This window comes from Devosia sp. (assembly GCF_024707125.1).
Lineage (GTDB): Bacteria > Pseudomonadota > Alphaproteobacteria > Rhizobiales > Devosiaceae > Devosia.
The window spans coordinates 37,494-54,357 of the sequence record NZ_JANQAH010000001.1 but is presented as its reverse complement, the minus strand read 5'-3'; the positions used below and the strand labels follow the sequence as shown (position 1 = coordinate 54,357).

At 62.1% G+C, this 16,864-nt stretch carries 14 protein-coding genes; 8 read left to right on the top strand and 6 right to left on the bottom strand.

All coding sequences use genetic code 11. The features are described from left to right. Positions 1-22 precede the first annotated feature (22 nt). From NVV77_RS00280 to NVV77_RS00265, 4 genes are all read left to right on the top strand, one after another. Positions 23-1,108, top strand: coding sequence for a BMP family ABC transporter substrate-binding protein (locus NVV77_RS00280; RefSeq protein WP_295409474.1), 1,086 nt, complete (start codon positions 23-25; stop codon positions 1,106-1,108). Between the two features lie 72 nt (positions 1,109-1,180). Next, entirely contained in the window at positions 1,181-2,407 is a 1,227-nt protein-coding gene (locus NVV77_RS00275) for a urate hydroxylase PuuD (protein ID WP_295409471.1), read from the top strand. Continuing rightward, a complete protein-coding gene (gene guaD, locus NVV77_RS00270) occupies positions 2,404-3,705 on the top strand; it encodes a guanine deaminase (RefSeq protein WP_295409468.1) in 1,302 nt (433 codons plus the stop codon). The genes NVV77_RS00275 and guaD overlap by 4 nt, the downstream gene beginning before the upstream one ends. Positions 3,706-3,762: 57 nt before the next feature. Next, positions 3,763-5,925, top strand: coding sequence for a malate synthase G (locus NVV77_RS00265; RefSeq protein ID WP_295409465.1), 2,163 nt, complete (start codon positions 3,763-3,765; stop codon positions 5,923-5,925). A gap of 48 nt (positions 5,926-5,973) precedes the next feature. Here NVV77_RS00265 and NVV77_RS00260 read toward each other — a convergent pair whose 3' ends face one another. Genes NVV77_RS00260 through ade form a run of 4 tightly spaced genes read right to left on the bottom strand, consistent with a single transcriptional unit; the run spans position 5,974 to position 10,546 of the window. Next, positions 5,974-6,327 (bottom strand): DUF6693 family protein, encoded by a 354-nt coding sequence (locus NVV77_RS00260; RefSeq protein ID WP_295409462.1) that lies wholly within the window; start codon positions 6,325-6,327, stop codon positions 5,974-5,976. A gap of 57 nt (positions 6,328-6,384) precedes the next feature. Further along, positions 6,385-7,146: a DUF2470 domain-containing protein gene (locus tag NVV77_RS00255; RefSeq protein ID WP_295409460.1), complete on the bottom strand. Its 762-nt coding sequence runs from the start codon at positions 7,144-7,146 to the stop codon at positions 6,385-6,387. Between the two features lie 58 nt (positions 7,147-7,204). Beyond that, positions 7,205-8,833 (bottom strand): CocE/NonD family hydrolase, encoded by a 1,629-nt coding sequence (locus NVV77_RS00250; RefSeq protein WP_295409457.1) that lies wholly within the window; start codon positions 8,831-8,833, stop codon positions 7,205-7,207. 3 nt (positions 8,834-8,836) lie between these two features. Beyond that, positions 8,837-10,546, bottom strand: coding sequence for an adenine deaminase (gene ade / locus NVV77_RS00245; RefSeq protein ID WP_295409454.1), 1,710 nt, complete (start codon positions 10,544-10,546; stop codon positions 8,837-8,839). A gap of 123 nt (positions 10,547-10,669) precedes the next feature. Between ade and NVV77_RS00240 the strand changes: the two genes are divergently transcribed. Then, positions 10,670-10,825 (top strand): hypothetical protein, encoded by a 156-nt coding sequence (locus NVV77_RS00240; RefSeq protein ID WP_295409451.1) that lies wholly within the window; start codon positions 10,670-10,672, stop codon positions 10,823-10,825. 2 nt (positions 10,826-10,827) lie between these two features. Here NVV77_RS00240 and NVV77_RS00235 read toward each other — a convergent pair whose 3' ends face one another. After that, a complete protein-coding gene (locus NVV77_RS00235; protein WP_295409447.1) occupies positions 10,828-12,309 on the bottom strand; it encodes a diguanylate cyclase in 1,482 nt (493 codons plus the stop codon). Between the two features lie 167 nt (positions 12,310-12,476). On the opposite strand from NVV77_RS00235, the gene NVV77_RS00230 reads away from it, so the two are divergent. Both NVV77_RS00230 and NVV77_RS00225 read left to right on the top strand, forming a co-directional pair. Beyond that, a complete protein-coding gene (locus NVV77_RS00230; RefSeq protein ID WP_295409444.1) occupies positions 12,477-13,523 on the top strand; it encodes an NAD(P)-dependent alcohol dehydrogenase in 1,047 nt (348 codons plus the stop codon). Positions 13,524-13,584: 61 nt separating this feature from the next. Continuing rightward, positions 13,585-14,133, top strand: coding sequence for an MgtC/SapB family protein (locus NVV77_RS00225; RefSeq protein WP_295409441.1), 549 nt, complete (start codon positions 13,585-13,587; stop codon positions 14,131-14,133). Positions 14,134-14,386: 253 nt separating this feature from the next. Here NVV77_RS00225 and NVV77_RS00220 read toward each other — a convergent pair whose 3' ends face one another. Next, positions 14,387-14,833 carry a hypothetical protein gene (locus tag NVV77_RS00220; protein WP_295409439.1) on the bottom strand — a complete coding sequence of 149 codons (447 nt, stop codon included), beginning with the start codon at positions 14,831-14,833 and terminating at the stop codon, positions 14,387-14,389. A 279-nt stretch (positions 14,834-15,112) separates the two neighbouring features. Between NVV77_RS00220 and NVV77_RS00215 the strand changes: the two genes are divergently transcribed. Then, positions 15,113-16,864, top strand: coding sequence for a hypothetical protein (locus NVV77_RS00215; protein ID WP_295409437.1), 1,752 nt, complete (start codon positions 15,113-15,115; stop codon positions 16,862-16,864).

Genomic DNA, 16,864 nt, shown 5'->3' with positions numbered 1-16,864 from the left:
ACGTCAGTCAGGAGAAACAAATATGACTCTATCCCGTCGTGGATTTATCAAGGTCGGCGGCGCTGCCATGACCTTGCCGCTGCTTGGCGGCACCGCTTTCGGCCAGGCCGAAAAGCTCAAGATCGGCTTCATCTATGTCGGTTCGATCAACGACAACGGCTACAACTATGCCCACAACCAGGGCCGCCTCTACGTCGAGGAAAACCTTGGCGATGCGGTTGAGACCATGTTCGTCGAGAACGTGCCGGAAGGCCCGGATTGCGAACGCGTCGTGCGCGAACTGGCCCAGCAGGGCTGCAAGCTGATCTTCGCAACCAGCTTCGGTTTCGGTGACTCGGTGATCAAGGTCGCGCCGGAATTCCCGGACGTCGCCTTCGAGCACGCCACCGGCTACATGAAGGCCGACAATGTGGGCCTCTACAACGCCCGCTTCTACGAAGGCCGCGCCGTTTGCGGCGTGATTGCCGGTCACATGTCCAAGACCGCCAAGGCTGGCTACATCGGCTCCTTCCCGATCCCGGAAGTGGTGATGGGCATCAACTCCTTCGTGCTCGCAGCGCGCCAGGTGAACCCCGAATTCACCATTACTCCGGTCTACATCTCGACCTGGAACGACCCAGCCAAGGAAGCTGACGCTGCCCGCGCCATGATCGACCAGGGCATCGATATCGTTGCCCAGCACACCGACGGTCCGGCTGCCCTGCAGGTTGCCGCCGAACGCGGCATCGTGGGTGGTTTCGGCCAGGGTGCCGACATGAGCGCCTTCGCTCCCGATACCCAGCTCACCGCCATCATCGACCACTGGGGCCCGCACTACCTGGCCTCGGCCAAGGCCGTGATCGAAGGTACCTGGGTTCCGGGCGATACCTGGGAAGGTCTCAAGGAAGACGTGGTCCAGATGGGCCCGTACAATGCGAAGGTTCCGGCCGATGTCGTTACGGCGGCTGAAGCCATGCGCACCGGCCAGATCGATGGTTCGGTCCACATCTTCACTGGCCCGATCAACGATCACACCGGCACCGAGCGCGTTGCCGCTGGCGTGACCATGACCGATGCCGAACTCCTCAGCATGGATTGGTACGTCGAAGGCGTCATTCCGCCCGCCTGATTGCGGCCGGAATTCTGACATTTGGGGGCGGGCTCACGCCCGCCCCTTTTCACGACTGAAGAGGACGGGGCGATGGGCGATCTGGCAATTTTCTACGAGTGGCTGATGTTCGCCGTGCGCTGGTTGCACGTGATCACGGCTATCGCCTGGATCGGTTCGTCTTTCTATTTCATCGCGCTCGATCTTGGCCTGCGCAAGACCCCGAGCCTGCCGCCGCTCGCCCATGGCGAGGAATGGCAGGTGCATGGGGGCGGATTTTATCACATCAACAAATATCTGGTGGCGCCGGAATTCCTTCCGGAGCACCTGACCTGGTTCAAATGGGAAAGCTATTGGACCTGGATGAGCGGCGCGATGCTGCTGGCGCTGATCTATTATGTTGGCGCCGATCTCTATCTCGTTGATCGCAATGTGCTCGATATTCCGAGCTGGGGTGCGATCCTGCTTTCGATTGGGTCGATCGTGCTGGGCTGGGTGCTTTATGATGCGCTCTGCAAGTCGCCTATTGGGCAATCGACGACCGGGCTGATGCTGGTGTTGTTCGCTATCCTGGTGGCGGCGAGCTGGGGCTATACGCAGCTTTTCACCGGGCGCGCGGCCATGCTGCATATGGGCGCGTTTACCGCGACCATCATGGCGGCAAACGTGGCCATGATCATCATTCCCAACCAGAAGATCGTGGTGGGCGACCTCAAGGCGGGCAAGGTGCCCGATGCCAAATATGGCAAGATCGCCAAGCAGCGCTCGCTGCACAACAACTACCTGACGCTGCCCGTTATTTTCTTCATGCTCTCGTCCCACTATCCGCTGGCGTTCGCCACGCAGTGGAACTGGATCATTGCCTCGCTGATCTTCCTCGTCGGTGTGGTCATCCGGCACTATTTCAACACGCGCCATGCAAGGAAGGGCAATCCGCACTGGACCTGGGGCGTGGCGGTCATCCTGTTTCTGGTGATCGCATGGCTGTCGACGGCGCCGAAGCTGCCGGGTCTCGATACCGAGACGTTGGCCAGCGCGACGGGCGAGCGCTTCATGGCGACGGAGCACTTTGCTTCGGCGAGCCTGACCGTGCAGACGCGCTGCGCCATGTGCCATACGGCGGAGCCGGCCTGGCCAGGTGTGTTCGAGGCGCCCAAGAACGTCATTCTCGATAATGATGTTGCGATCGCCAACCATGCCAAGGACATCGTCATGCAGGCGGGCTATGCCCATGCCATGCCGCCGGGCAATGTCACCGAGATGACGGCCGAGGAGCGGGCGCTGCTGGTCGAGTGGTTCCGCGAGGGTTCGCGCTCATGAGCCGCACTATTCTTCGTGGTCGCGTGTTGAGTTTTTCGCGCGCGCCCGAAAGCATCGAGGATAGCGAGAGCTATCTTTATCTCGATGATGGCGCCGTCAGTATCGAGGATGGCGTCATTGTCGCCGTCGGTGATTTTGCTGGGGCGGACAGGGCGGGCGCGGTGGTCATCGACCATCGGCCGAACTTGATCATGGCCGGTTTCATCGACATGCACCTGCACTATGTGCAGAGCCAGATGATGGCCTCCTATGCCGGGTCGCTGCTGGAGTGGCTCAATACCTACACCTTTGTGGAAGAGCAGAAGTTTTCCCAGCAGGGGCATGCCGATGCCGTGGCCGTTGATTTCTATGATGCGCTGATCCGGCATGGCACGACCACGGCTGTCGCCTATTGCTCCAGTCATCCGCGCTCTGTCGACGCCTTCTTTGCCGAGGCGCAGCGGCGCAATATGCTGATGGTCGGCGGCAAGGTGATGATGGATCGCAATGCGCCCGAAGACCTGCTGGATACGGCGCAATCGAGCTATGACGACAGCAAGGCGTTGATCGCGCGCTGGCACAAAAGGGGCAGGGGCCTCTATGCCATCTCGCCCCGGTTCGCGATCACCTCGACGCCCGAGCAGATGGAAATGGCGCAGGCGCTGGTGGCCGAGCACGGCGATTGCCATGTGCAGACGCATCTCAGCGAAAATGACGCCGAGATTTCCTATTCCATGGAGCTCTATCCGGATGCTCCGGACTATACGGGTATCTACGAGCACTACGGCCTGCTGACCGAACGGACGCTGCTCGGTCATTCCATTCATCTCAACCATCGTGAGACGGCGGCGATTGCCAATGCTAGGGCTGTGGCAGTGTTTTGCCCGACGTCGAACCTCTTCCTCGGTTCGGGCCTGTTTGATCGCGACCGGATGGTGAAGCAAGGGGTGCGGATCGGGCTTGCGACCGATATTGGCGCGGGCACCAGTTTCTCCATGCTCAAAACCATGGATGAGGCCTTCAAGGTGCTGCAGCTGCGCGGGCAGCGCTTCAATCCGCTTGCCTCGTTCCACCTCGCGACGCGCGGCAATGCCGAGGCGCTGGGGCTGGCCGATACGATCGGGAGCGTGGCGCCGGGGCGGGCTGCGGACCTCGTCGTGCTCGATGCGCGGGCGACGCCGACCATGCGGATGCGCATGGCAACGGTCGAGACGCTGGTTGAGGAATTGTTCCTTCTGCAAACGCTTGGCGACGACCGCGCCATTGCCGAGGTCTATGTTGCTGGCGCAAGGGCGAAGTCAACTTTAGGCGGGTTGTGAGGCAGGCCGCGATGGCCTAAAGCTGTCGCCAAACTGTTATCGTTAGGACCCCCTGGCATGAGCACCTATCTGACGAAATCCGGCCTTTCCCTGCACCCTCTGCTGGTGGATTTCGTAGAAAAAGAAGCGCTCAAGGGGCTCTCCATTTCTGCAGATCAGTTTTGGGACGGCTTTGCGAATCTGCTGCGTGCGCATACCGCGACCAATGCGCGGCTCCTGGCCAAGCGTGACGATCTGCAAAGCCAGATCGACGAGTGGCACCACAAATATGGTCCGGTCACCAACAACCCGCAGGGTTATGAATTCTTCCTGAGGGAGATCGGCTATCTCGTTGCCGAGCCTGGTGATTTCACGATCGAGACGGAGAATCTCGATCCCGAGATTTCGAGCATTTGTGGGCCGCAGCTCGTTGTGCCGGTTTCCAATGCTCGCTATGCGCTGAACGCCGCCAATGCCCGCTGGGGCAGCCTCTATGATGCGCTTTATGGCACGGATGCCATTTCGCGCGACGGTGAGCTGGCGCCGGGCAAGGGTTTTAATCCGGCCCGCGGCGCAGCTGTCGTTGCGCGCGCTGCGCAGTTCCTCGATCAGAGCTTCCCGCTGGCGACCGGCAGCCATGCTGATGTTACCGGCTACCATGTGGTCAAGGAGGGAGAGACTCGTCACCTGCAGGTCGATACTGCTGCGGGCCGTACGGGGCTGCGCGATCCGTCCGCCTTTGTGGGGTATGGTGGGACCGAGGATAGTGGCGAGCTGGTGTTGCGCCACAATGGCTTGCATGCCGTTCTGGTCATCGATCCGAAGAGCCCGATTGGTTCGACTCACAAGGCGGGGCTTTCCGATGTCATCGTCGAGTCGGCGCTGACGACCATCCAGGACTGCGAAGACTCGGTTGCGGCTGTCGATGCCGAGGACAAGGTTGGTGTCTATCGCAACTGGCTGGGCCTCAACAACGGCACGCTGGAAGATACGTTTGAAAAGGGCGGCCAGACTGTTACGCGCCGCCTCAAGGCCGATCGGACCTACAAGGACGTTAACGGTCAGCCGCTGGTGCTCAAGGGGCGCTCGCTGCTGCTGGTGCGCAATGTCGGGCACCTGATGACGACCGACGCGGTGCTGCTCGATGGCAAGCCGGTGGGCGAGGGCTTGATGGATGCCGCCGTGACGGCGCTTTGCGCGCTGCACGACAAGGGCAACAATTCGCGGACCGGCGCGATCTACGTTGTGAAGCCCAAGATGCATGGGCCGGAAGAAGTCGCCTTTGCCTGCGCCATTTTCGCTTCGGTGGAAGCTTTCCTGGGGCTCAAGCCGAACACGATCAAGATCGGCATTATGGACGAGGAGCGTCGCACCTCGGCCAATCTCAAGGCTGCGATCTATGAAGCGCGTAGCCGCGTCTTCTTCATCAATACCGGTTTCCTCGATCGTACTGGCGACGAAATCCATACCTCTATGGAAGCGGGCGCTGTGCTGCGCAAGGATGAGATCAAGTCCGAGCGCTGGATTTCGTCTTACGAAGACCGCAACGTGCTGATCGGGCTTGCCTGCGGTTTTTCGGGTAAGGCGCAGATCGGCAAGGGCATGTGGGCGCGACCGGACGATATGGCCGCGATGCTTGATGCCAAGATCGGTCATCCCAATGCGGGCGCCAACACCGCCTGGGTGCCATCGCCGACGGCCGCGACGCTGCATGCGCTGCACTATCATCAGGTCAATGTGTTCGAAGCGCAGTCGCGCCGCCACAACCAGGCTGTGCCGGGACTATCCGAGCTTTTCTCCATGCCGGTGCAGGCGCCTTATTCGCTAAGCCGCGAGGAAATCACGCGCGAACTCGAAAACAATGCGCAAGGCATTCTGGGCTATGTGGTGCGCTGGGTGCAGCAGGGCGTTGGCTGTTCCAAGGTGCCCGACATCAACAATGTCGGCCTGATGGAAGACCGGGCGACGTGCCGCATCTCTTCGCAGGCGGTGGCCAATTGGCTGCGCCATGGGCTGGTGAGCCGAGACGAGGTGACGTCGACGTTCGAGCGCATGGCTGTCATCGTCGACCAGCAGAACGAAGGCGATCCGATCTATCGGCCGATGTCGGAGAACTATCAGTCGGTGGCGTTCCAGGCGGCGCTGGATCTGGCACTCAAGGGGGCGGACCAGCCCAGTGGCTATACCGAGCCACTTCTCCACGCCGCACGCCGCAAGGTGAAGGCGCGCGACGCGAAGTAGGTTGCAGACACAAAATCCCCGCGAAAGCGGGGATTTTCGTTTGTGGGATCAGTAGTAGACGATACGCGTGTCGTTCAGCAGGACGCGAAGAATTCTGTAGGCGTAGAAGAATGCTGCAATGCCTAGCGTCACGACGATCAGCAAGAACCAGATGATTGCGTGGCCGATGGATGAGCCGAGATTGAACTGGCAGTCGAGCTTGCCAATGGCCCGGCCGCTGGCGTCGATGACTTCGGTGCGGTTGAGCACGGCTTTGTTGAAGTAATAAGGAAAAACCAGCAGGGCCAAGCCGAGCGTGACGATGGTCAGCAGAACCCAGATAATGACTTGCCCGATGGTCTCAACAAGCCCGAAGTCGCACCGGAATTTGGCCGGCGCGCTTGCGTTTCCAAACGATGACATGATTTGCCCCCAGATATAGCGGGGCAAATTTAGTTTGGCGTCATCTGGTTGGCTAGGTCAGACTTCCATGAAGGCGACGCGCGCGGCGCGGGCCATCTGGACCAAGACGATGTGCATGTCCTGCGGGACGGTGATCGGCTTTTCAAAGAAGATGCGCCTGACATCGTCGCCATCGGCGATGTCGATGCCCTCGGCGTCGATGCCGGTGAGGACCCATTTGCCCGATGGCGCCTTGGCGTAGTGGCGGGCGTAGAGGTCGACGGCCTCAAAATGGTCTTCGTTCATGTGATCCACGGCATTGCCTTCGGCCGCGGCGAGAGCGGGGTCGCCGTTGGAAAGCAGGTCTTCGGCAGTGAGGGCGAAGGCCTTGCCGAAGCCGCCATTGAGGCTGGCCGAGCGCGGCTCCAAGCGCACGAAACGGAAATCGCCCAGTTCGGCATAGAGCTTCGCCTTGGGCTGATGGGCGAGATAGCGCGCGGCGATGCGCTGGCTATCGGGATCGTCTCGCTCGAGGATTTTGGCTTCGGCGGCGATAGAAATGCGCGGGTGGGCGAGGGGATCGCCCTTGCCAGTTTCGCCGAGCAGCAGTGAGCAGCGGCCATCCGCCTTGAGGGCCGGGAAGTGGGCGGCGAGGCCCGAGATCAGGAGGACCGGGGCGCCGTCGAAATCGGTGGAGACGCCGACGCGGGTGACTTGTGGAGCACCGGTTTGCGGATCGAGCGTTGCCAGCGCGCCATAGCGGGCCGAGCGGAGCAGGGTTTTGGCCTGGCGCCGGGCTTCGTCGCTGGTCGGCTGCAATACGGACTTTTCTTCCGCCATGGTCGGGCTCCCTCAAATGCTCCAGCGGCACTAAGGGATTAAATGCTGATCGTCAATGTCAGATTAGTTCGTGGGTGGGCAGGGTGATGCCGGTGCCCTCGTGGAGAATCTCGATGTCATTGGCGAGCAGCGTCTTGGCGGTGCTGATGGGCTCGCCGGTGCCGGGATTGCGAGCGTAGCGAGGATGGGCGCCGGAGGCGATTAGCAGGCGCAGGCGATGGCCGGCGAGGAAGCTATGGGCTGTGGCGTGGAGGGGGAAGGTGAGCGTCCAGCTGCCGTCGGCTTCGGTTTTGGTTTCCGGCGTGACGCGGAGGAAGCCATCGCAGATATTGGTCGAGGCACCATTGGGGTCGACATCGGAGAGACGCACGAAGAAGTCGGCGTGGGGCAGGCTGGCGCGGGCGCGGAGGCGCACCTGGCACTGGCCGATGATGGTCAGCGGTTTCAGAAGCGCGGGGCCGGTATAGGTGAGAACGTCCGAGCGGGCTTCGAGCGGCGCATTGTCCTGGGCGCCAGCGCCGGTAAAGGCGAAGATGGCGCCGCCTAGATTGGGCGTGGGGTCGCTTGGGTCGTAGCGATAGCTATCGCTGCCGGTAGTAGTGTTGCCGCCATCCAGCAATTGGCGGTCTGGGCCGATGCTCAGGTTGATCGGCGCGGGTGGGCCCGGAGGGTAGCGCTCGAATTCATGCCATTCGTCCTTCCCCGAAATGTGGATACGAACCGGGTTCTTGCGGAGGCCAGTTGTGTCGCCGAGGAGCTTGGCGCGCATCCAGGTCAGGGTTTCGCTGAGATTGTCGCGCTGCAATTCCTCGGCGATGTGAAACCAGGTGCCGATGGTGAGGTAGGGTGTGTGCCCAAGCTCGACCAGCCGCTGGTAATCGGCGAGGAGGGGATCGAGCATGAAGTCGTACCAGCCGGAGATGAAATGCACCGGCGGTGTTGTCTTTGACAGGCGATGGCTGTGGTCGATCTCTTTCCAGAAGTCGTCATTGCCGATGGCGTGTTCGAACCAGTGGCGCCAGAAGCCGATCTTGTGGCCTACGGCGATCTTGTCGGCCTCGATCAATGGCAGCGCGCCGGCGGCGCGATCGGTGCGGCGCTCGATATCGCCGGAGAACATGCGGGCGGCCGTGGCCAGCGGGCGGCCGCGTAGACCTTCGATGACCTGCACCCAGCTTAGCCAGAGGTTAAGGTGGAACGCGCCGGAGGGGAAGACGACGGGCCGGAAGTTGGAGGTCGTCACCTTGGTGGCCATGGCGGCGACCGGCGGCAGGGCGTCGGAAATGGCCCATTGGGCATAGCCGAGATAGCTGGGGCCGGTGAGGCCGATGCGGCCGTCGAACCAGGGTTGCTCCTTGATCCATTTGAGCGTGGCGAGGCCGTCGGCGCGCTCATTGGCAAAGGGGTCGAATTCGCCGCCCGAACGTTCGGTGCCGCGGCAAGCCTGGATGACGACGTGGAAGCCGCGCTCGGCATAGGCCTCGCAAATGGCGCTGAAACCGCGCCGGCCGTAGGGCAGGCGCATCAGGATGGTCGGGTGGGGGCCGTCGGCACGCGGAGCATAGTGGTCGGTCTTGAGGATGACGCCGTCATCCATGGTGAGGGACAGTCCGCGCGTTTTCTTCACGCCGTTTAGCCGGGGAGGCAGGTCTTCGACCCAGGCGAGATAGAGCGAGGACAGGCTCATGGGTCAGCTCACAAAGTCGAATTTGTCGACGTCGAAGAGGCCGCGATCGGTCATTTTCAGATGTGGGATGACAGGGAGGGCGAGGAAGGCGACCTGCAGGAAGGGTTCGGGCAGGACGCAGTCTAGCGCCTTGGCGGCATCGCGCAGGTGGTGGAGGTCGTGGGCGACGTCTTCGAAGCTCTTGAGACTCATGAGGCCGGCAATGGGGAGGGCCAATTCGGCTGTGACCTTGCCGCCATCGGCGGTGACGAACCCGCCGCCGAGCTCGATCAAGCGATTGACGGCGACGGCCATATCTTCGTCGGTGGCGCCGACCACGGTGATGTTGTGGCTGTCGTGGCCGACGGAGGAGGCGATGGCGCCGCGCTTGAGGCCGAAGCCGGTGACGAAGGACCGGCCGATATTGCCGTTTTTGCCGTGACGCTCGATGACAGCGACCTTGATGACGTCGGCGTCGGTGTCTGGTTGCAGGCCGTTCTCGGTCGAGGCCAGGGTTGCTTCCTCGCGGAAGGTGAGGATCAGGCCGGGCTTTACGCCGATGACTGGGACTCGGTTCTGACCGGGTTTGGGTTCGGTGATGAAGGCTTCGGCGGTGACAGGCTTTGCCTTGACCGAGGTCAGGCCGACGGGAGCGACCGTGCCGCGGGTTTCGAACAGTGCGGGGGTGACCACGCGGCCGGCAGCGATGACGTCGGAGACGCGGCAGTCCTCAAGGCTGTCGACGATGGCGATGTCGGCGCGCCAGCCGGGGCCGAGGAGACCGCGGTCCCGGAGGCCGAAGATGCGGGCGGCCGAGTGGCTGGCGGCGCGATAAACGTGGTGCAGCGGGCGACCCATGGCGATGAGGCGGCGGATGGAGCTGTCGAGATGGCCTTCCTCGGCGATGTCGAGGGGATTGCGATCGTCAGTGCAAAGGGCGACGAAGGCCGAGGTGTTTTCGTCGAGGATTTCGGCGAGGGCCTTCAAATCCTTGGAGACCGAGCCTTCGCGGATGAGGATGGCCATGCCCTTGGCCAGCTTTTCGCGGGCTTCGGCGGCGCTGGTGGCCTCGTGGTCGGTGCGGATGCCGGCGGCGAGATAGCCGTTGAGGCCTTGGCCGAGAAGGAGTGGGGCGTGGCCGTCGATGTGGTCGCCCTGGAAGGCGACGAGTTTGGCGAGAATTCCGGGATCGGCGTTGAGGACGCCCGGAAAGTTCATCATCTCCGCAAGGCCCAGCACTTTGGGGTGGCTGCGGAAGGGCAGCAGGTCTTCCACTTTAAGCTGGGCACCGGCGGTTTCGAACGGAGTTGCGGGCACGCAGGAGGAGAGGTTGACGCGCACATCCATGATGGTGCGCTCGGCGCTGTCGAGGAAATAGCGGATGCCCTCGGCGCCAAGCACATTGGCGATTTCGTGCGGATCGCAAAGCACCGTCGTTACGCCGTGTGGCAGCACGCAGCGATCGAATTCCAGCGGGGTTACCAGCGAGGATTCGATGTGGAGATGGGTATCGATGAAGCCCGGAACGGCGAACCGGCCGGTGCCGTCGATCTCGGTTTTGCCCTCGTAGCGGGCGTGCGTGCCCACGATGCGGTCAGCGACGACGGCGATGTCAGTGGTGGTGACGGTGCCGGTGATGACGTCGAGCATACCCACATTGCGGATGACGAGGTCTGCCGGTTCCTTGCCCTGTCCGGCCGTGATCATGCGGGTGAGGAGGGCAGGGGTGGTCATAATTGAGGACTCTGGTCTGAACATGCCGAAAGGTCGGTCGGCCCGTTCGCCGCGTCAAGCCCCCGCCACGGAACTCTGCCGACCCGCAAACGTTGGATTCGAGGGGCTTTTCGGGAGAGCGTTATGAAAACCTACGATCCCCACAAGAGTGCGACCGAACTGCGTCAGGCCAACTCACGCAAAATGAATTCGCGTGTGCTTGCCATGTCGCTGATCGGTGTCGTGATCGCTCTGGTGGTCATCTACATCATTTACAGCATCGCCATGCCGGCGGCCTAAAACTAGGCCGTGGCGCGACGGGCGGCAAAGGCGTCACGCAATTGCGTGTCGATCCGGGCCGGCTCGCTGGCTGGGGTGGCGCTGTAGAGGCAATATCGGTTGCGACCGCCATTCTTGGCGCGGTAGAGCGCGTCGTCTGCAAAGCGCACCAAATCGGTTTCGTTGTGGGCCATGTCGGGCGCCGTGGCAATGCCGATGCTGACGCCGACCGTTGCTTTGCCTGCCGCCAGGCTGATGGGTTGGGTCAGCGCTTCCACGATGGATTGAGCCAGTGCCTGGGGCGCTTCGTGGCTCCTAATGCCGGGCTGGATGATGGCGAATTCGTCGCCGCCGAGGCGAATGAGCGTGTCGTCCTGGCCCAGCAGGGGTTTTATGCGCGCGCCAATCTGAACCAGCAGTTCGTCGCCCGCCTGATGGCCGAGCGTGTCATTGACCTGCTTGAACTTGTCGAGATCAAGCGCAAGCACGGCGAGGCGCGGTTCGCCCTCGGATATGGCATTGAGGCATTCGTTCAATCGCGTCTGAAACAGGGCGCGGTTGCCGAGGCCGGTGAGCGGGTCGTGCTGGGCTCGATGGCGGGCCTCTTCGCGTTCGGCTTGAAGCTGGAACAGAGCGCCGCGGAGGCTGCGTAGTAGCAGCCCAACGATGATGATGCCGATGGCCAGGGCGGCCAGCAGCGCGGGCATGGCGGCTCCCACAAGGCGAGCGCCGGGGCGCTCCGGTTGCCAGATTAGCCATGCAAACGCCTGGCCCTCGGCGTTGAGAATGGGAAGTGCGGCGTCGGTGTCGGCCGGCGGTTCGACGTCGATGAATTTGGGTTGGTCGATGCGGTATTGATCGCCGAAATAGGCGGCGAGCTCGTCGCCGAGCAGTCCCACCGAGATGTAGAAGCCCTCTTCGCCGACGGTCGGGGCGTTATCGCCGCTATAGGAAAGGATGGGCATGACCGCGACGAGGGCCGGGAGGCCCTCAAAGAGCGTGAAATCGATCGCTTGAGGCAGCGTGTCCGACACGCCGGCATTGTAGGCGGAAATTGCGGCTTGGGTATCGAGGCTGCGCAATTGCTCGAAGAAGGGCGCAAGCTTTTCGATAGCGTCGGCGGATGATTTGGCCGGCACCTGGCCGCCATCGCGGGTCGCCATGATGGGTTTTAGGGCGTTGTCGACGACGAAGCTGCGATTGTGCCCGTAGAAGTCGAAGGCATAGACGCCGAGATTGTCGACCAGCCATTGCAGGTCGCTGGTTTCGACGGCCACGACAGCTTCGTCCCACACCGCCAGTTCTTCCTGGGCGATGTACATCTGCGACTTCTGTTCTTGCAGAGCGCGTTCGAGCAGCAGCTTTTCTCGCGCCAGCGCATCGTCATCGATGCGTTGTGCTGACCAGGCGAGAAAGCCGGCCAGCGCCAGAATTGTGATGCCGGTCACCACCACGATGGGCAGGAGGAACCGGGTCGTGAAATGCGTTGTGTCCCGCAACTGCATTGTCGCCCCCAGAATGTGCAGGAACTCTCGGTCGACGGCCGTTAGCGGAGAGTGAATCGTCCCGGGGGCTCCAAAATCTGAGTTAACGGCCTGTTTCGCCAGTGCGAGGTGCTGGCCGTTGCCCAGGCGATGGGCTAATGCTCGGCTGGTCGATTCAGGAGGATGTCATGGCCAAGGTGCGCGCGCTGGTTCTGGAAAAGCAGCATGAACTCGGTCTGCGGGAAATTGACCTGCCGCTCGAGGTTGGGCCGGGCATGGTGCGGATCGCTATCCACACGGTCGGCGTCTGCGGCTCGGACGTGCACTACTATACCCATGGTCGCATCGGGCCATTCGTCGTCGATGCACCCATGGTGCTGGGCCACGAGGCGGCGGGTACCGTGGTCGAGGTCGGCGAAGGCGTGAGCCATCTCAAGGTGGGTGATCGCGTCTGCATGGAGCCGGGTATTCCGGACCCCAATTCGCGCGCCAGCCGCCTCGGCATGTACAATGTCGATCCCGCAGTGCGCTTTTGGGCGACGCCGCCGATCCATGGGGTTCTTACTCCCGAAGTCGTGCATCCGGCTAATTACACATTCAAGCTGCCAGACCATGTGAGCTTTGCCGAAGGCGCGATGGTCGAGCCCTTTGCGGTGGGCATGCAGGCGGCGACCAAGGCCCGCATCACGCCCGGCGATACCGCCGTCGTGCTCGGCGCCGGTCCGATCGGCACCATGGTGGCCTTGGCGGCGCTGGCCGGCGGCTGCGCTCGCGTCATCGTTGCCGATCTGGCCCAGCCCAAGCTCGACATTGCCGCGCAGTATCAGGGCATCATTCCGGTCAATATTCGTGAGACCAAGCTCGTCGACAAGATTGGCGAACTGACCGAGGGTTGGGGCGCGGATGTGGTGTTCGAATGCTCGGGCTCGCCGCGCGCCTGGGAGACCATCATGGACCTGCCGCGGCCTGGTGGCTGCATCGTGGTGGTTGGTCTGCCTGTCGAGCCGACCAAGGTCGACATCGCCGCGGCTTCGACCAAGGAACTGCGGATCGAAAACGTCTTCCGATATGCCCACCAATATGACCGCGCCATTGCGCTGATCGCCTCGGGCAAGGTGGATTTGAAGCCGCTGATTTCCGAGACGTTTGCCTTCGAAGATTCCAAGGCGGCTTTCGACCGTGCCGTTGAAGCGCGCCCAGACGACGTGAAGCTACAAATCCGCGTCGCTTCCTGAGGCGGAACCAAGTCCATGCCCCGGCGATTGTGACGGCAGCGTCACTTTCGGATTTTGGGGCATGGATACAGGCAATAGTTTCGGACTAACCCAGACTTATCTTCCCGAACACATCATCGCCATCAGACTGATCATCGCTGCGCTCTGCGGAGCGGTGATCGGCTTCGAGCGCGAGGTGCGCACGGCGGAAGCCGGGTTGCGCACCCATATCCTGATCGCGGTCGCGGCTGCGCTCTTCACCATCCTCACCTTCGAGATTTTTCACACCATTGGCGGCGGGGCGGGCACGCAGGCCGACCCCATTCGCGCGGTCGAGGCTGTCACGGCCGGCATAGCCTTCTTAGGCGCGGGCGCGATCTTCCGTTCGGGAGGAACAGTGCAGGGGCTGACGACGGGCGCGGGAATGTGGATGGCCGGTGCCGTAGGGGTCGCCTGCGCCCTGGGATTTTACACCCTGGCTGTCGGCACAACCATTCTGGCCGTTCTCGTGCTCGCCGCGTTGCGCGCCGTGGCGCATCGACTCATCGGCAACAAGGAAGATGAAGACGATGAGGCGGATAAGGGGAGGGGAGAGGAAAAGTTGGGCCGCGGGGAGAAGCATAATAGGTAGCCTGGCGGCGCTGAGGGACAGTAGCGCTGCCGGGCGAGATGCTTCTCCCCGTACGGTTGCGATCGGGAGGTATCGCAACCGTGCCCCCACGCCAGTTCACTTGGAGCTGAACCAGCCGTGTCAGACGTCGATGGTGCAGACCGACGCCTGTATTTCGAAGACGGAGAGCAACGCTTGGGAATGCAGGACACGGTGGGAACCGTGGCTCGCAGCGATGCTCTCCGTCCAGGCACGCAACCTGTGGACGCAGGAGTCACATGCCAACAGCATCCAGGCGCTCACTACGCGCCCAGAAATTCGCAATGCCCGCCAGTTCGTGCCGATAGGCATCGGCCTCTGGCTGGCGGAAGAAGACGGCAGCAGCGCCGGCTTCGAGATAGATCATGCGCCCGGCCCGATCGGTGGGGGGCACCATCACCACCAGCGCGACACCCTTTTGGTGCAGCCAAGCCTGATGGCGGCGGACAAACTCGAGGGTAGCGTAGCTGTGGTCCTTGAGGTCCACGACCAGCAATTCCGGCCAATGCGATTGCGGATCGCCCAACACTTGGGCGAGATCTGCAAACCCTTCCTCTTCGTCGCCATAATGGCGAACCGAGGGGCCATCATTGGCCGCCAGCACACGCATGAACAGGCGAGCCGAATGGCCGTCGTCATCGATCAGCCCGATGAAGGGCGCCTGCGCAAATGGACTGGTCACACGCTTACCTCTGCCCGAACCGCACCGGGCAAATCACACTTGTGGAAAAACATGCGGCCGCCGCGCCGCATGCTGGTTCAGAAACACTTTGGTGGTCTCATGGGTCCAGCAGGGCCTATCTGCCGGGAACCGTGTCAGGTTCATTGAATTCATTGAACCGACATCCGCCATATGAGGGAGGGCGGGCGATGCGGATAGGCAAACTCGCGTAAAATAGACGTAAGTCGGGGTTGCTTTTTACATGTAAGCAAGGACTATTAACCTCCATACGGGGGTAAAATGGCCGAGGCCAAAGACGATAGAGATGCGGTGCTGGCGGCGCTGGATCGCCTGACGGCTTGGCCTGAAATGGCCCGGTCGCCCCAGTTGACTCGTTTTCTCGACTACATCGTCAACCGCCGACTCGATGGCGATACGCAATCGATCAAGGCTTATTCCATTGCCGTCGATGTCTTCGGCCGCCCGGCCGATTTCGATCCGCAGAGCGATCCCATTGTTCGCGTGCAGGCTCGCCGCCTCAGGGCACTTCTAGACCAGTATTATCGCGGTCCGGGCGCTGACGAGACGCTGCGAATCGTGTTGCCCATCGGGCGCTATGTGCCTGATTTCATTGAGGTCGATGCGAGCACTCAACCCGTTCCGGCGCAAGCGGCACCGCGTTTTTTCGACCTTGATGCAAACGAGAACCCTGCGCCGCGCGGGCATGTCACCGTGTCCTGGTTTGTGCTCCTGATCATTGCCATAGGCGCTGCGGCGCTGGCTTATTCGCTCTCAACCTGGGGGCCGCGGCAGGAGCAGCAGGTGACGCAGAATGGCGTCATGCAGCAGCCGAGCCTGCGGGTGATGGAGTTTCAAAACCTCACCGATGACCCCTCGATCACTGCATCGGTGTCCGGCGTGGCGGTTGAACTGGTTGACCGTCTGCAGCCACTGAGCTTTCTTACCGTCGACTATGGTAGCCGCGGGGAAGCAAATGCTGAGCCGGTTCGGGCCGACGGCTACGTGCTCACCGGCATCATCCGGCGTGACCCCGGGGCGCCGTCCAATTTACAGTATAGCGTCATCCTCACGGACCTAACGACCAATAGCGTGGTCTGGAATCGCTCGCTCGTCGTCTCGGAGCGGCAATTGTCCGACCCCGGACGAATCGACCGGATCTCAAGCGACATCCTGGATGTGCTCGGCAATCCGCGCGGGCCGCTGCATACGCGGGCGCGCCTGTTTCTTACCCAGAACCCGCTTTCGGGCGGTGAGAACCTCTATCTCTGCCGCCTGTTGTTCACGATGTATCGTGAGAGCTCGACGCTCGGCGCCGCAGAGCGCGCGAGGTCCTGTTATGCCGCGCTACCGGAGAGCGATCAGAAGACGGGTATTGCACTTGCGGCAGCTGCGAGCCTCCTGGCCGAGGAAACAGATAGCGGCAAGCCATCAGCCACCGCGCAGCTCGACAGGTATCGAACAGCCAACGAGATGCTTGGCGAGGCCGTGCGCATTCTGCCGACCAACAGCTTTGTCTGGGAGCAGCGTGCGCGTCTGCATGAGGTGCTTGGTGAGCATGGTCTGGCCGAGGCCGCCTATGGCACGGCGCTGCAATCGAACCCCTCAAATTTGGATGCGCTCGCCGCACATGCGCGGCATATGGCGTTCATCGGGCGACTCGAGCAGGCCATTCCCTTGGCCCAAAGGGCGCTCGACGCCCATACGATCATTCCGGATTGGTATTACGGCGTGCCGACACTCGTCGCCATTCGAGAGGGCGATTTCGCCAAGGCCGGGCGCTACGCTGAAGTCTATGCTCGCTCCGACCGCGAAATGGGACCGATCCTTGCCATTCTCGCCGCTGAGGGCGCCGGCGATCAGGCGCAGGTCATGCGGCAATTGCCACGCGTGCTGGAGGTTCCCAGTTTCCGCAGTGTCGGCATCGTGACGCAACTACGGCGACGCATTACCGATCCAGCGCTGCTCGATCGTATTCGCACTGTGCTCGCCGAGGCCGGAGTGCCGCCGCTATCCCTCGTGACGGCCTACTAG

Excerpts from the sequence above, each read along its gene's own strand:
- NVV77_RS00255 (WP_295409460.1), bottom strand. The coding sequence starts at position 7,146 with ATGGCGGAAGAAAAGTCCGTATTGCAGCCGACCAGCGACGAAGCCCGG.
- NVV77_RS00250 (WP_295409457.1), bottom strand. The coding sequence starts at position 8,833 with ATGAGCCTGTCCTCGCTCTATCTCGCCTGGGTCGAAGACCTGCCTCCC.
- NVV77_RS00215 (WP_295409437.1), top strand. The coding sequence starts at position 15,113 with ATGGCCGAGGCCAAAGACGATAGAGATGCGGTGCTGGCGGCGCTGGAT.
- NVV77_RS00260 (WP_295409462.1), bottom strand. The coding sequence starts at position 6,327 with ATGTCATCGTTTGGAAACGCAAGCGCGCCGGCCAAATTCCGGTGCGAC.
- NVV77_RS00265 (WP_295409465.1), top strand. The coding sequence starts at position 3,763 with ATGAGCACCTATCTGACGAAATCCGGCCTTTCCCTGCACCCTCTGCTG.
- NVV77_RS00230 (WP_295409444.1), top strand. The coding sequence starts at position 12,477 with ATGGCCAAGGTGCGCGCGCTGGTTCTGGAAAAGCAGCATGAACTCGGT.
- guaD (WP_295409468.1), top strand. The coding sequence starts at position 2,404 with ATGAGCCGCACTATTCTTCGTGGTCGCGTGTTGAGTTTTTCGCGCGCG.
- ade (WP_295409454.1), bottom strand. The coding sequence starts at position 10,546 with ATGACCACCCCTGCCCTCCTCACCCGCATGATCACGGCCGGACAGGGC.
- NVV77_RS00240 (WP_295409451.1), top strand. The coding sequence starts at position 10,670 with ATGAAAACCTACGATCCCCACAAGAGTGCGACCGAACTGCGTCAGGCC.
- NVV77_RS00280 (WP_295409474.1), top strand. The coding sequence starts at position 23 with ATGACTCTATCCCGTCGTGGATTTATCAAGGTCGGCGGCGCTGCCATG.
- NVV77_RS00275 (WP_295409471.1), top strand. The coding sequence starts at position 1,181 with ATGGGCGATCTGGCAATTTTCTACGAGTGGCTGATGTTCGCCGTGCGC.
- NVV77_RS00225 (WP_295409441.1), top strand. The coding sequence starts at position 13,585 with ATGGATACAGGCAATAGTTTCGGACTAACCCAGACTTATCTTCCCGAA.
- NVV77_RS00235 (WP_295409447.1), bottom strand. The coding sequence starts at position 12,309 with ATGCAGTTGCGGGACACAACGCATTTCACGACCCGGTTCCTCCTGCCC.